Genomic DNA, 14,230 nt, shown 5'->3' on the forward strand with positions numbered 1-14,230 from the left:
GTCTGCGAGGCCGTTCGGCCCGTCGAGCGGTCAGGCCATGCAGCAATTATTGCCGCATGGCAAACGTTAACGCGTGCGGGTACGCCGGACAACAATGCCCCTGCTGCCGCCGCCTGGCGGACTCGCGGATCAGTCCGACGGTCGCCTGCCGTGCCAGTCCAGACACACGATCAGCGCGTCGTCGTCCGGCATCGCCTCGCCGCGGTGGCCGGTCAGCTCCCGCAGGACGGCGCGCGGCACCTCCGCGGCGGGCAGCAGACGGGTGGAGTGGATGGCCCGGGCGAGAGCCTCTTCCCCGTACGCCTCGCCCCTGGGCGAGGCCACGGCGTGGACTCCGTCGCTGACGAAGATGAGCCGGTCACCGGGCTCGGCCTGGAAGTCCTGCGCGATGTAGTCGGTCTCCTCGAACATCCCCAGCGGAAGCTGGGCGTCGAAGGCGACCCGTTCCACGCTGCCGCCGCGCAGCCGCAGCAGCTGGGGGGAGCCGGCGTCCACGACGCTCGCCCGGCCGGTGGCCAGGTCGAAGTCGAACATGAGGACGGACAAGTAGTAGTGCCCCCGGTAGTGGGCGTAGACCGCCTGATCGGCCAGGGCCGCCTGGTCGGCGAGGGACAGTCCGGCGCGCCGGGCGTTGCGCAGGGCGTTGATGGCCAGGTTCGTCAGCAGCGACGCCTCTATGCCCTCGCCCATGCCGTTGGTGACGTACAGCATCAGGTGGTCGGCGGTCGCGGACCAGTCGAAGTTGTCGCCGAAGATCGCGTAGGCCGGCTCCAGCTGGGCCCCCAGCTCGTACTCGGGGCGGGAGCAGGCGCGGCCGGGCAGCAGTTGCCACTGCATCTCGGCGGCCAGGGTCAGCCGGTCCTTGCGCCGCGCCTGGAGGTACAGGTCCGTGTCGCGTTCCGCCACGACCAGCTCGTGCCCCAGTACGCCGGCGACGTCGGCCAGTTCGGACTCCCACCGCTGCGTGGCGTCGACGTCGGACAGGGTCACGGACAGCACGCCAAGCCGGTCGCCGCGCACACTGACCGGCAGATGCAGACGTGTTCGCCCGCCGGGCCCCTTCTCCCGGTACGGCTTCTGCGAACCGAAGGCCCGGCCGGCCGGGCTGCTGTGCACCGACACCGGCTCCAGCGTGTGCGGCAGCACCGACACCGGCTGGAGCACGCGCAGGCTGTAGTCGGCCATGAACAGCTCGACGTCCTCCGCGCCGTACTCCTCGATCACTACGGCGCGGATGGCGTCGAGCAACTCGTGGGGGGCCGCTGTGCGCAGAGCGCGTTCAGCGGCCAGAAATCTCTTCATGATGGAAAAACACCTGTCCTTCACCGGACGACGTACGGGTCCCACTCACTGGGCCGCTCGGTGCGACCGTTGCGGTCCTGTGTGGTCAGCGCGCGCCTAGTACGCTGACAGGCACCCCAGTGCCTGCGAGAGTGTGATCGTGACTGCCTTCCGCCGCCGCTCAGAGCCTGATGAGGTGGCCCGCGTGACCACCACGGCCGTCGAGCTGCTGGAGGTCGTGTGGGGCCGGGCCTCGACCGCGCCCACCTCCGCGTCGCAGCTTCGGGTGCTGCACATCCTCGAGCACCACGACGGCATCAACCTGCGCACCCTCGCCGAGTGCCTGGCCTCGACCCCGCCGTCCACGAGTCGGCTGTGCGACCGGCTGGTGGCGGCCGGGTTCGTCGACCGGGCCGTGAGCGAGGAGAACAGACGTGAGGTGCGGCTGCACCTCAGTGGCCCGGGGCGCGCGTTCCTCGTCGACCTGCGCGCCCGCAGGGAGAGGGAGTTGCAGACCGTGCTGGCGGACATGCCTGCCGCCAAGCGGGTCGCGCTGCTGGAAGGGCTCGAAGCGTTCTGCGCCGCCGCGGCGGAACAGCCGCACGGCGACGCGGCGGGCTCCGGCAGCCGGACCGCCTGAGGCGCCGAGCGCACCGTCGACGTCTTCGTCACCTCTCGACACACGTGACCAGCACACGGAGTGGTCTCCGCCCACCGGAGCATTCCAGGTCCTTCCCCATACGTCCGACACGGTTACTGTGTTGCTTGCCTGGCTTTTGTTGTCAAACGGCAACAGTGCGTCTGACGCCCTTACCTGAACTCGGTTACCCCGTCGCGCCGCGTTGTTCGGGGGGTGTGCCGTATGTCTCTCGATCGAGGGAAGCCGCGCATGTGCGGAGCCATCCGGGGAAAGAGGAAGGGATTTCCGCTCGGACTCCGCTGTGCTGTCCACCTCTCAGCCGAAGCGCAGGATGCGCGGGGCGAAGGTGCCCTCGGGGCCGTCGGCGCGGCCGACCGACCACACCGTCTCCGTGCCCGGTACCGGCGCCGGCCGCAGCGTTCGGGAGTCGCCCTCTCCGGCCACCGCGGGTTCGCTGTACTCGGTGAACGACTGCCCGTTCCAGGCGAGGAAGTCCGGCCCGGGGACGAGGGGCGGGGTGCTGCCCGGCGGGCCCCACTTCTGCGAGCGGGCCACCGAGACCCAGGCCAGCGTGCCCGAGGGGGAGGCGGCCAGCGAACTGACCGAACCGAAGTCGGCGGGCACCGTCACCCGGCTCCACGTCTGTCCGTCGAAGCGGACCAGCAGCGGGGGAATCGGCCTCCCCGGGGGACCGCCGACGAACCCGGCCGTGCCGCCCGCCCACACCTCGGTCGGGGAGACCGCCAGCACACTGCCCACGGCGGACCGCGGGAAGCCGTCCACGATCGTCTGCTGCCACGCCTGCCCGTCCCAGTGGGAGACGGCCGCACCCGAGTCGGTGGCGCCCGCGGCCCAGACGTCGTCGGCGGCCTTGACGTGCAGGCCGTACACCGATCCCGGCGGCACGGGCACGTCCTGCCAGCCGTTCCCGTCCCGGCGCAGCAGTACCTGGGCGCCGTCCCGCGACCCGATCAGCCAGGTCTCACCGCCTCCGGCAACGACCTGGGTCAGCGCCGCACCGGAGGGCGGCCGGCTCTCGGACCACGCGGTGCCGTCGAAGCGGAGCAGCCGGGTGCCGCCCGCCGCGTCGCGGCCAACCGCCCAGACCGCGGTGGGTGAGGTCGCCGCGACGGACAGCAGTTCCCCCTGCCAGCCGATCCCGGGCAGGCTCTGGGTGTGCCACTCGGTTCCGTCCCAGCGCAGCACCAGCGGGAAGCCCGGCGCCTCGCGACCGACGGCGTCAACGCCCACCGCCCACGCCCGGTCCGGGCCGAACGCCACGGCCTCGTTGAGCGCTGCCTGGGGGCGCACCCGGTCCGGGACCGGAACGTGGTGCCAGGACAAGGGGTCCGTCGCGGCCCTCGCTGTCGTCAGGGCGGCGAGGAGAGTCACGACGACAGCGAGGGCCGCGACGAGAAGTCTGCGTGCCATGGTCAGCCTCCCAGCCGCTCACTCATCAGGTTCGGTTTCGAGCCGTAGATCTCGACCGTGCCGAAGGACAGCAGCGCCGACCCGGCCCTCGCCAGCGCACGCGGTTTGACGTCGATCGCGTTCGTGCGCTCCGGGCCGTAGGAGAAGGTGGTGCGAGGGCCGTCCACCCGCGCGTACTTCGACTGGAACGCGCGGTCGCTGCGCACCGGGAGCCACAGCGCGCCGTCCGGGCCGCGCACCATGGCCTCGGTGTAGGTGTCGCCCAGCGGCGGGTAGGCGGTGCGCCAGGTGTGCCCGTTGAAGGTCATCAGATAGGTGCGGGCCACGCCGTCGGTGTACTGGCTGCCGCCGATCGTGATCCGGCCGGACGGTTCGAGCAGGAGGGTGTGCACATTGCTGTTCGGCGGCAGTGGCACCTTCGCGTCCCGCCACGCCGTGCCGTCCCAGCGCAGGACGCTCGTCCCGGTGCTGGTGTCCGCCCAGGCCCAGGCGTCGGTGGCGGTCCGCGCGGTGATCCCCATCAGGTACAGCACGCCGTCCGGGGTGGCCTGCGTGGTCCAGCGGGAGCCGGCGTAGTGCAGCACCTTCAGCCCGGTGTCGTCCTCACCGACCACCCACGCGGCCCCCGGCACCGCGGCGAAGTCCTGGTAGGTCCACAGGGTCCGGGGGAGCGGGACGGCACTCCAGCCTCCCGCCGACCGGCGCAGGAGCTCGCCTGCGCCCGCGCGGTTGTGGAGGATCCACACCTGCGTACCGACGAACTGCACCTTGCCGAGCCATCCCGGCTCGTCGGCGCCGGGGAAGGAGGTGTCCCGGCTCCACGCCGTGCCGTTCCAGCGGTACAGCATCGGCCGCATTCCGTCGGTGGCCTGCTCGTAGCCGGTTGCCCACGCCTCACCCGGCCGGCGCGCGGCAAGGTCGGACACGGTCACGGGCGGGACCGCCGGCGGCACCGGCAGCGCCGACCAGCTCGGCGTCGCGGCCGGGTCCGGTGTCCCGGCCGCAGCCGGTGACACCACCGCTGCACACGCGATCACAAGGCTGACGACGACCGCACGGAGACCGTTCACGAGACCTCCCAGAGCGCGCTGGCCGCACAGGCTATTGGCCGTCACCGGCCCGTGGACAGACGGCATCCGGCCGATCGTGGCCTCTGGGAGCACGGTTCCTCCGGCGGGCCGGAGGGTGGGGAGTCGAGCCGGGGCCACGAGATCTCCCGCGCCCTCCTCGCCCTCCTACGGCGTGGTGTTCACCGCCATGCGGGCGAGACGGACGAGGTGGAGGTCGTCGCCCGGCTCGATGTCGGCTCCAGGCGGACGACGATGCCCTTCGACGTCGGCTGGTTGCTGATGTCGGCGACGCTGTCCAGCGGCACCAGGACGTTGGTCTCGGGGTAGTAGGCGGCGGCGGAACCCTGCGCGGCCGGATAGGGGACGACCTCGAAGTTCCGGGCGCGGCGCTCGGTCCCGTCCGCCCAGACGCTGACCAGGTCCACCTGGTCGCCCTGGGAGAGGCCGAGCCCGGCGAGGTCGGCCGGGTTGACGAGCACGACGTGGCGGCTGCCGTGGATCCCGCGGTACCGGTCGTCGAGCGAATAGGGGATGGTGTTCCACTGGTCGTGCGAACGCAGGGTCTGCAACAGCAGATGGCCCTCGGGCGCCTTCGGGACCACCCGCTCGTTGCGGGTGAACAGCGCCTTGCCGACCGACGTGTTGAACACGCCCTCGTTGACCGGGTTGGGCAGTTGGAAGCCACCGGGGCGCGTCACACGCGCGTTGAAGTCGTGGAATCCCGGCACGATACGGGAGATGTGGTCACGGATCGTGTGGTAGTCCCCCTCGAACCGGTCCCAGGGGATGTCCGGCTTGCCGCCGAGGGTACGGCGGGCGAGCCGGCACAGGATCGCGACTTCGCTGAGCAGCAGGTGCGAAGCCGGTTCGAGGCGCCCCTGGGAGGTGTGCACCTCGCTCATGGAGTTCTCCACCGTGACGAACTGCTCCCCGTCGGCCTGGACGTCCCGTTCGGTACGGCCGAGCGTCGGAAGGATCAACGCAGTGTCACCGCACACGGTGTGCGACCGGTTCAGCTTGGTGGAGATGTGGGCGGTCAGCCGGCACGAACGCATCGCCTCCTCGGTGACCTCGCTGTCGGGAGCGGCGCGCACGAAGTTGCCGGCCAGGGCGAGGAACACCTTGACGCGGCCTTCACGCATCGCCTTGATCGAGTTCACCGAGTCGAGCCCGTGCGGGCGCGGCGGGTCGAAGCCGAACTCCTCCCGCAGCGCGTCGAGGAACGAGTCCGGCATCTGCTCCCAGATGCCCATGGTGCGGTCGCCCTGGACGTTGGAGTGCCCGCGCACCGGGCAGACGCCGGTGCCGGCCCGCCCCAGGTTGCCGCGCAGCAGCATGAAGTTGACGATCTCCCGGATGGTGGGCACACCGTGCTTGTGCTGGGTGATGCCCATCGCCCAGCAGACGACGACGCGGTCGCTGCGCAGGACCTCGTCGCGGACCTTCTCGATCTCCTCGCGGGTCAGTCCGGTCGCCGCGCGGACGTCGTCCCAGTCGACGGTGCGCGCGTGCTGGGCGAACTCCTCGAAGCCCGACGTGTGCGCGTCGATGAAGTCGTGGTCCAGGACGGTGCCGGGCCGGGCGTCCTCGGCTTCCAGCAGCAGACGGTTCAGGGCCTGGAAGAGGGCGAGGTCACCGCCGGGCTTGATGTGCAGGAAGCGGTCGGCGATCTGGGTGCCGCGTCCGATGAGCCCGCTCGGCTTCTGCGGGTTCTTGAAGCGTCGTAGCCCCGCCTCGGGCAGCGGGTTGACCGCCACGATACGGGCGCCGTTGCGCTTGGCCTCCTCCAGGGCGGAGAGCTGGCGCGGATGGTTGGTGCCGGGGTTCTGACCGACCAGGAAGATCAGGTCGGCGTGGTGGAGGTCGTCGAGGCTGACGGTGCCCTTGCCGGTGCCGAGTGTCTCGCTCAGGGCGAAGCCGCTGGACTCGTGGCACATGTTGCTGCAGTCGGGCAGGTTGTTGGTGCCGTAGGCGCGGGCGAAGAGCTGGAGGAGGAAGGCGGCCTCGTTGCTGGCCCGGCCCGAGGTGTAGAAGACGGCCTCGTCGGGGGAGGAGAGCGAGGTGAGTTCCCCGGCGAGCACGCCCAGGGCGTCGTTCCAGCCGATGGGCTCGTAGTGGTCGGAGCCCTGCCGCTTGATCATCGGCTCGGTGAGCCGGCCCTGCTGGTTGAGCCACATGTCGGAGCGGCCGGCGAGGTCGGAGACGCTGTGCTCACGGAAGAAGTCGGCGGTGATCCGGCGTTTCGTCGCCTCGTCGTTGATGTGCTTGGCGCCGTTCTCGCAGTACTCGTTGCGATGACGCTGCCCCGGGGCCGGATCCGCCCAGGCGCAGCCGGGACAGTCGATCCCGCCCACCTGGTTCATGGCCAGCAGGTCCACTCCGGTCCTGCGCGGGGACGTCTGCTCCAGGGAGTACTCCAGCGCGTGCACGACGGCGGGGACCCCGGCCGCCCACTTCTTCGGCGGTGTCACGGAGAGATTCGTCTCCGGCTCCTCACCCGGCGGGTTCTGCATCGCATCGCCTTTCTCTTGCCGCGACTCGTTCGCCGCGGTGTCCTGCCGCGTCCTGGTCACAGGTCAGCCGACGGGCCACTGGGCCACACGGCTCCTCGGCGGCTCCGGGTGGTCGTGCTGTACCCGGCCGTTGCGGATGGTGCCGCGCCAGGCCCCGCCCTCCTGGCCCAGCCCCTCGATGAACTGCTTGAAGTTCTGGAGTTCGCGGCGCACCAGCCGGGTGGTCACCTGCGTGACCTTGGACGATCCGGTGAGCCGTTTCGCGACTCCGCGCGGCTCGAGGAGCATCCGGACGGTGATGGCCGTGCCGCCCGAGTCCGTCGGCCTGAACTCCACCTCGCCCTGGTGGGAGGGGCGCTGCTCCAGGGCGCGCCAGGCCAGGTAGGCGTCCGGGTCCTGCTCCACGATCTCCACCGCGAAGCGACGGCGCAGCGGCCCGTAGCCGATGGTCCAGGCCGTCACGGTGGGCCTGACCTGCTCCACGCCGTGCACCACGGCGGAGAACCGGGGGAAGGTCTTGAACTGCGTCCACTGGTTGTACGCCGTCCGTACCGGCACCGCGACCTCGACCGTCTCCTCGACGTGCCGCCGCCGCAGCGGCCGACGGCGCGTGACGCCGTCGCTGTCGGGCCGCATCCCCGGAGTGTTCGGGACGGCCTGCTGGGAGTCGTGTTCACGCGCCATCGTGGCCTCTCCTCCGGTGCGGGCGCCGGGGCGTCGCGCCACCCGGCCCCCTCGTGCGTCGGGCTTCTCTCCCGGTTCCCCCATCGGAGTTTTCGACTCGTCTTCGTGCGCTGGGCTTCCCGCTCGCTACCGGCCGCGGGATCCCCGAGTACCCGCGCGGCTCGCAGACCCGGCCGGCCCACGGTCCGACCGAGAACTCGGTCAACGAGCAGTACGCACTGATCCTCTCCGGCAGTGCGTCAGCGGTGCCTCGTCGGCTCATGACCGCCTCGCGTGGTCCTCCGGCCGTCGGACGGAGGCGGGGGTGCCGTCGGTGCGGGATTCCAGTGCGTGCAGGACGGCCACCATGTCCTCGGCGCCGTGGCCCTGTTCGACGGCCTCGCCGTACAGGGCGTGGCAGGCGTCGAGGAGCGGGGAGGCCAGGCCGGCCTTGCGGGCGGCCTCGGCGATCAGACGGTTGTTCTCCAGGACGTTGGTTGCGGCGGCCTGCACGGTGAAGTCGCGGGCCAGCAGCTTGGGGCCCTTCACCCGCGAGACGGCACTGGCCATCGGGCCCGCGTCCAGGACGTCCCGCAGCAGGCGCTGGTCGAGGCCGTGCCGGTCGGCGAAGTGGAACGCCTCGGCCAGCCCGGTGACGAGGGTGATCAGGAAGAGGTTCACCGAGAACTTCATCAGCAGCGCGCCAGGGACCGCGCCGCAGTCGAACGTCTCCCGGCACATGGCGGCCAGCAGGGGGCGTACGGCGGCGACGGCCTCGTCGTCACCCGCCGTCATTCCCACCAGCTCGGCCCGCTCGGCGGGGATGCGGGAGCCGGAGACGGGAGCCTCGACATACTGTCCGCCCGCCGCCCGGACGGCATCCTGCAGACCGGCCGAGTACTCGGCCGAAGTGGTGCCCATGTGGACGACGGTCCGTCCGGCCACGAGATCGGCGAAGTCCGGGGTGCCGCGCCCCAGGACGGTGTTCACGGCGGCCTCGTCGGCCAGCATGAGGATCACGGTCCCGGCCCGGGCGAAGACCTCGGCAGGGCTCGCGGCGACCTCGGCTCCGGCGGTGCGCGGGGCCTCGCACCGGTCGGGAGTGCGGTTCCACACGATGAGCGGTGTCCCGGCCCGGGCGAGGTTGAGGGCCATGGGCCGGCCCATGGTTCCGAGGCCGATGAATCCCACGTACACGAGGCACCGCCGTTTCCGGCCCATGCCGAAGCCGGGCCGTTGCCGCACACTATGACAGCGGTCATAGTACGCGCGGCTATGACGGTGGTCATAGAGTGAGCCGGTACGAAACCAGACGTGGAGGGCGGCGATGGCGGTGTCCGAGAGGGGAGCTCGGGAGCGGATGGTCTTCAGCGCGGCCCAGCTCATCCGGCGCGAGGGGGTCGCCTCGACCGGCATGCGCGAGGTCGCCGCGCACGCCGGCGCGCCGCGCGGTTCACTCCAGCACTACTTCCCCGGCGGCAAGGAGCAACTGGTCAACGAGGCGGTGGAGTGGGCGGGCCGGTACGCGGGCAATCGCGTGGCCCGTTTCCTCGCCGCCCTGCCCGAGCCGACACCGAGCGGGCTGTTCGCCGCGATGGTGCGCCAGTGGACCGAGGAGTACGAGAGCGTCGGCTTCGCCGGTGGCTGCCCGGTCGCCGCCGCCACGGTGGACTGGGCGGAGTCGACCGCGTCCACGCGGGCGGCCGCGGCGGAGGCGTTCGCGACCTGGACCGGCCCGGTGGCCCGCGCGCTGACCGACATGGGCGTGCCCGAGGAACGGGCGAGCGCGCTGGCCACCCTCATGGTGAGTGCCCTGGAAGGGGCGATTCTCATGGCCCGGGCGGAGCGGGACGTACGTCCGCTGACGACCGTGGCCCATGAACTCGGCCCTCTCCTCGACGCGGCGGTGCGCCGGGAGGACTGACCGGTTCTGCTGCGGCGGACCGGGAGCGGCCTCAGGGGTGGTGCGGGGCCGGCGACATCGAGGGTGTTAGTCGGCGCGGGGGGCGGCCGGAGTCCTTCAGCTCGGTGAACCCCGGTTTCGTCGCGAGCCGCATCGAGCGGCTGTTGGCGGTCTGGGTGCAGAGCACGACGGGCACCCCGGACACGCGGCGGCGAACCAGTCGAGTGCCGCCGTGCACGCCTCGGCGGCGTACCTGCACCCCATGCCTGCGGCGGGTCCCGTGCCTGCGGCGGGGCCTAATGTCATCTGATCTCGACGGTGCCGATCATCGCTCCGTCGAGGTCGACCACGAAGTGGCCAGGTCGCCGCCCCGGTGTCCCGGGTACCGAGGGCTCGAGCTCGTCCCGCGGTTGCGGGCCACCGAGGTAGGTGTTCCGATCGGGCCAACTGGCCAGGCCACGGCGTCGAGTTCGGTCATGGGGGGCACCGTATCGGGCGGCTCACAAAGGCTTCGATCTTGGCCGGGTGCCGGGTGCCGGGTGCCGGGGACGGCGTTGCCCTGTCGTCGTTACTCGCCGGGTCTCAGGATGGCGCTCACGACCACGTCGAAGAGGTGATCGGTGCGTGCGGCGAGTGACGGCTGATCGCTGAGCCACGCCAGCGAACCGGCCAGCGCGAACAGGTCGGTGCCGTCGATGTCGGTGCGTGCCAGGCCCTGCGCCTGGGCGCGGGTGAGGAGTTGGGTGCCGGCAGCGCGCATCGCGACGCACGAGGCGTGCAGCGCGGACTGTGGGTCCTCGATGGCTGTGACCATCAGTGCCACGACGCCGCGGTAGTTGTGCGCGCAGGCGACGAAGTCGCGCAGCCACGAGGCCAGCGCGTCGTCGGGCTCCTTCGATGTTTCGAGGGCCGCCGCCTTCACCGCCAGTTCGTCGAAGCTCGTGCGGAGCAGGGCTTCGAGCAGCGCCTCGCGGGTGGGGAAGTGACGGATCAGCGTGGCGAGTCCCACCTCGGCCCTGCGTGCGATGTCGCGCAGCGACGCGTCGACGCCCTGCTCGGTGATGACGGCGCCCGCAACGGCGAGGAGGTGGTCGTGGTTCTTCCTGGCGTCGGCCCGCATCTGCTCCCCTTGACTATCCGGATCAGCGATCCATATATTCGGATCAGTGGTCCGGATACCCGGATCGCTGATCCGGATAAGCGTATCCCGCAGTGCGGGCAGGAGAAAAATGATGTCGACAGACACGATGAGGGCCGTCCGTCTGCACGAGTTCGGCGGCCCTGAGGTGCTGCGTTACGAGGAGGTGCCGGTCCCCGCACCGGGCCCCGGAGAGGTGCTGGTGCGCGTGCACGCGGTGGGCCTCAATCCTCCCGACTGGTACGCCCGTGAGGGGATGCCCGACGTACCGCCCGAGCTCAAGCCCCCGTTCGACCTCCCCCTGATCCCGGGGACCGACGTCTCGGGCGTCGTGGAAGCCGTCGCCACCGACGTCGACGCCTTCACCGTGGGAGAAGAGGTGTTCGGTCTTGTGCGGTTCCCCGCCGCGCTTCAGGGCGGCGCGTACGCCGAGTACGTCACGGCGCCGGCCTCCGACCTCGCGCGCAAGCCGACTTCCGTCGACCATGTCCACGCCGCCGGTCTGCCCATGTCGGGGTTGACGGCGTGGCAGTTCCTGATCGAGCTCGGGCACGACCATCCCTCACCGTTCCAGGCCGCGCAGCACCGCCCGATGGCGCTCGGTGCCGAGACCGCGGTGCTCGTCAACGGCGCTGCCGGTGGCGTGGGGCATCTCGCGCTCCAGCTGGCCAAGTGGAAGGGGGCCCACGTCATCGCCGTGGCCTCGGGCGCCCACGAGACGTTCCTGCGCGAACTCGGCGCCGACGAGTTCATCGACTACACCAAGGACCGCCCGGAAGAGGTCGCCCGGGACGTCGATCTCGTCCTGGACGCCGTCGGGGGCCCCGGCAGCAGGCGCTTCCTGCGGACCGTCAAGCGCGGCGGGGCCCTCTACCCGGTGTACTTCGGAGAGTTCGACGACGAGGAGAACGAGAAGCTGGGTGTCACCGTCACGGCCACCCAGGTCCGCTCGAACGGCGCGCAGCTCGCCGAACTGGCGAACCTGCTCGAGGCGGGCACCGTCCGCGTCGCGACAGACAGCACCTTTGCGCTCGCGGACGCCCGGGCGGCGCACGAACGGGCCGCCCGGGGGCACATCCGGGGCAAGATCGTGCTCACGGTCGCTCAGGACTCCTGAGGAACGAGCCCTGGCCCGTGACCTCAGCGGAATAGCGGCGCCCGTACCGCGTCCGGCATGACAAGCTGTGCTTCCCACTGTCCGGACCCAGGAGGTCACGATGACCGCAGAAGCTGCATCCCCAGAAGGTTCGGAGCCGGCTGAGCCCGAGGCGTCCGCGCTCGCGCCCGACAGCGACGGCAACTACGACCTCAAACGAAAGTTCCGAGAAGCCTTGGCCCGCAAGCGCGGTGCGGAGGCGGACGCCGCCGACCTCGCCTCCAACCCCCACGCGTCAAAGATCCGCGGGACCCACGGCCCGGCTTCGAGCCAGCGGTCGTTCCGGCGCAAGAGCGGGGGCTGAGCCGGAGCGGTCCCGGACTCCGACCGCCCCGACCCCGCGCGAGGACCCCTGTGTCGTAGTCCGGGCCCGGCCCTCGGCAGACGGGGGCGGCGCGGGGCGGTGGAGTGGCCCCGCCGGATCTCCGGGCGCCCGGGGCGCTCGACGTCGCCGTGACCGCTTCCGGGCACCTCGCACCCCTGCCGGCTGAGGTGCCCGGACTTTTCCGACCGGTTCGACGTCGTCATCGGCACCGTCTCGGCACCGCACCACCTCGTCCCCTACCTGCGCCTGGTCGCCATGGACGGGACGCCCAGCCACCTCGGGCATCTCGGATTCGTCACCGTGCGGCTGCGGATACGCCGTTGAACGACGGGTCACCGCCGCATAGGTTCCGGCGTATGACGAACGTACGGATCGGTGTGATGTACGACCGCGACTGGGCCCCGGAAGGGCTGCCCGAGTTCGCGCGGCAGGCCGAGGCGATCGGCCTGGACGACCTGTGGGTGGTCGAGGACCTCGGGTGGAACGGCGGGGTGTCGGCGGCGGCCGTGGCGCTGGGAGCCACGCAACACATCAGGGTCGGCATCGGCATCGCGCCCGCCCCGCTGCGCAGCCCGGCGCTCCTGGCGATGGAACTGGCCACGCTGGCACGGGTGTTCCCCGGGCGGCTGGTGGCCGGGATCGGGCACGGAGTGCAGGAGTGGATGGCCCAGGTGGGCGCCGCGGCCCGCTCTCCGCTGGCCCTGCTGGACGAGACCATCACCTCGGTGCGCGCGCTGCTGCGCGGAGAACGGGTGGAACTGAAGGGCCGCGAAGTCCGCCTGGACGGTGTCCAGTTGACACACCCCCCGGCCGAGGCCCCGCCGGTGGTCGCGGGCGTGGTGCGCCCGCGCTCCCTGGAGCTGTCCGGACGGGTCGCGGACGGCACCGTGATCACTGAGGGCCACGGCCCGCACGACCTGGAGAACGCCCGCGAGCTGATCGCCAAGGGCGGCGCCGCCTCCGACCACACCCTGACGGTCTTCGCCTTCGCCTGCGTAGGTGACGACGTCGACGAGGTGACCCGCGCCCTGCACCCGCACATCGAGGGCCACGCCGCCTGGCTCGGCCGTCCGCCGCACGAGGTGTTCACCGTCTCGGGTCCCGCCACCCAGGCCGCCGGGCACATCCGCGAACTGGCGGCGGCCGGCGCGGACACGGTCGTCCTGCGGATCGCCGGCCCGGATCCGCTGCGGCAGCTGAAGGCCGTACTGGAGGCGGTCGGGCAGCAGAACTGAAGGCCGGGGATCGCGGTCCGTCACGGAGTCCCCTGAACACGCGCTTCTCGGTGATGCCGGGATCCGCGTCGAGGTACTGGGGTGTCACCGCCTCGCACCCCTGTCTCGGGCTGCCGCCGACGCACGGGCCTCTCCAGCATGGCCGTGATCCGCGTGCCGCAGGGGGCACGGGGCGGAGCGCCGACGGCACCGCCCGTTCGGCGCGGCGCGGTGGGGCATGCTGGTATCCATGGGCGTCGGGCCGGGAGGTGCACGGATGCGAGGGTGGGCCGGGGGGTGGGTGATCGCGGGGGCGGTCGTCCTGGTGGCGTGCGGCGGCTCCTCCGAAGGACCGTCCGGGGGCGGCTCTCCGCCGCCGTCGGCCGGTGCGTCGACGTCCGCGTCCGGGGCACCCTCCACCAGCTCGTCCGCGACACCGAGCGCGAGCCCGACCGGGCGAAGCCCGTCCGCTTCAGCCTCCGTACCCTCATCCCCGAAGAGCTGTGACAGCGGGCAGGTGGAGGTCACCGTGGCCCCCGGTGATCCGGTCCGGCAGCAGGTGTGCGTGCGCCCCGGGACCGTGGTGTCGCTTGTCCTGCGCCCTCGCACGGACGGCAAACGGTGGACCGCCCTGCGCAGCTCCGCGCCGGTCTTCGTCCTGCCGTCCGGCTGGCAGCTGGGCGCGGACGGCACCGCGCGGGCCTCGCTGCGCTGCGCGGGGACGCGAGGCGGTGTTGCCGACATCACCGTCCTGGCGAAGGAACCGGACCTGGCGGGCGCGGGCAGTGTGGCCTTCACGTTGCAGGTGAACGTGGTGCCGCACACGACGGCGGGGTGACCCCGGAAACCGGGATCACCCCTTCACCGCGACCATCGCGACACCGCTGGTGTCTCAG

The 14,230-nt window shown here is 71.6% G+C and carries 14 protein-coding genes and 2 pseudogenes; 8 read left to right on the forward strand and 8 right to left on the reverse strand.

Annotated elements, in window-relative coordinates:
* Positions 1–129: 129 nt before the first annotated feature.
* Positions 130–1,302, reverse strand: a complete 1,173-nt coding sequence (locus D1369_RS39860; RefSeq protein ID WP_118083037.1) for a PP2C family protein-serine/threonine phosphatase — start codon at positions 1,300–1,302, stop codon at positions 130–132.
* A gap of 184 nt (positions 1,303–1,486) precedes the next feature.
* On the opposite strand from D1369_RS39860, the gene D1369_RS39865 reads away from it, so the two are divergent.
* Positions 1,487–1,921 carry a MarR family transcriptional regulator gene (locus D1369_RS39865; protein WP_037898673.1) on the forward strand — a complete coding sequence of 145 codons (435 nt, stop codon included), beginning with the start codon at positions 1,487–1,489 and terminating at the stop codon, positions 1,919–1,921.
* Between the two features lie 315 nt (positions 1,922–2,236).
* On the opposite strand, the gene D1369_RS39870 is transcribed toward D1369_RS39865, so the two are convergent.
* From D1369_RS39870 to D1369_RS39890, 5 genes are all read right to left on the reverse strand, one after another.
* A complete protein-coding gene (locus D1369_RS39870) occupies positions 2,237–3,352 on the reverse strand; it encodes a hypothetical protein (RefSeq protein ID WP_118083038.1) in 1,116 nt (371 codons plus the stop codon).
* Between the two features lie 2 nt (positions 3,353–3,354).
* Entirely contained in the window at positions 3,355–4,422 is a 1,068-nt protein-coding gene (locus tag D1369_RS39875; protein WP_118083039.1) for a hypothetical protein, read from the reverse strand.
* A gap of 179 nt (positions 4,423–4,601) precedes the next feature.
* Positions 4,602–6,935, reverse strand: coding sequence for an FdhF/YdeP family oxidoreductase (locus tag D1369_RS39880; protein WP_007379560.1), 2,334 nt, complete (start codon positions 6,933–6,935; stop codon positions 4,602–4,604).
* A gap of 63 nt (positions 6,936–6,998) precedes the next feature.
* Positions 6,999–7,619 (reverse strand): SRPBCC family protein, encoded by a 621-nt coding sequence (locus tag D1369_RS39885; protein WP_007379559.1) that lies wholly within the window; start codon positions 7,617–7,619, stop codon positions 6,999–7,001.
* Positions 7,620–7,877: 258 nt separating this feature from the next.
* The gene (locus D1369_RS39890; RefSeq protein WP_037898671.1) at positions 7,878–8,795 is read right to left on the reverse strand and encodes an NAD(P)-dependent oxidoreductase; all 918 of its coding nucleotides are present in this window, start codon (positions 8,793–8,795) and stop codon (positions 7,878–7,880) included.
* A 130-nt stretch (positions 8,796–8,925) separates the two neighbouring features.
* Between D1369_RS39890 and D1369_RS39895 the strand changes: the two genes are divergently transcribed.
* Entirely contained in the window at positions 8,926–9,522 is a 597-nt protein-coding gene (locus D1369_RS39895; RefSeq protein ID WP_118083040.1) for a TetR/AcrR family transcriptional regulator, read from the forward strand.
* 31 nt (positions 9,523–9,553) lie between these two features.
* Here the strand turns inward: D1369_RS39895 and D1369_RS44245 are convergent.
* Both D1369_RS44245 and D1369_RS39905 read right to left on the reverse strand, forming a co-directional pair.
* Positions 9,554–9,956: pseudogene (locus D1369_RS44245) on the reverse strand (GNAT family N-acetyltransferase); the annotation flags it as partial.
* Positions 9,957–10,069: 113 nt separating this feature from the next.
* On the reverse strand, positions 10,070–10,621 hold the full coding sequence (locus tag D1369_RS39905) for a TetR/AcrR family transcriptional regulator (RefSeq protein WP_007379555.1): 552 nt from the start codon (positions 10,619–10,621) through the stop codon (positions 10,070–10,072).
* A 112-nt stretch (positions 10,622–10,733) separates the two neighbouring features.
* Between D1369_RS39905 and D1369_RS39910 the strand changes: the two genes are divergently transcribed.
* The 6 genes and pseudogenes from D1369_RS39910 to D1369_RS39930 all read left to right on the forward strand — a co-directional run bounded on the left by D1369_RS39910 (position 10,734) and on the right by D1369_RS39930 (position 14,172).
* Entirely contained in the window at positions 10,734–11,756 is a 1,023-nt protein-coding gene (locus D1369_RS39910) for an NADP-dependent oxidoreductase (protein ID WP_007379554.1), read from the forward strand.
* A gap of 100 nt (positions 11,757–11,856) precedes the next feature.
* A complete protein-coding gene (locus tag D1369_RS39915) occupies positions 11,857–12,099 on the forward strand; it encodes a DUF5302 domain-containing protein (protein ID WP_118083183.1) in 243 nt (80 codons plus the stop codon).
* A 204-nt stretch (positions 12,100–12,303) separates the two neighbouring features.
* A pseudogene (locus D1369_RS44250) lies at positions 12,304–12,423 on the forward strand (NAD(P)-dependent alcohol dehydrogenase); the annotation flags it as partial.
* A gap of 53 nt (positions 12,424–12,476) precedes the next feature.
* Positions 12,477–13,355, forward strand: a complete 879-nt coding sequence (locus D1369_RS39925) for an LLM class flavin-dependent oxidoreductase (protein ID WP_007379553.1) — start codon at positions 12,477–12,479, stop codon at positions 13,353–13,355.
* A 309-nt stretch (positions 13,356–13,664) separates the two neighbouring features.
* Positions 13,665–13,841, forward strand: a complete 177-nt coding sequence (locus D1369_RS43245) for a hypothetical protein (RefSeq protein WP_007379552.1) — start codon at positions 13,665–13,667, stop codon at positions 13,839–13,841.
* Between the two features lie 10 nt (positions 13,842–13,851).
* A complete protein-coding gene (locus D1369_RS39930; RefSeq protein ID WP_007379551.1) occupies positions 13,852–14,172 on the forward strand; it encodes a hypothetical protein in 321 nt (106 codons plus the stop codon).
* Positions 14,173–14,230 lie beyond the last annotated feature (58 nt).

This window comes from Streptomyces sp. CC0208 (assembly GCF_003443735.1).
GTDB lineage: Bacteria > Actinomycetota > Actinomycetes > Streptomycetales > Streptomycetaceae > Streptomyces > Streptomyces sviceus.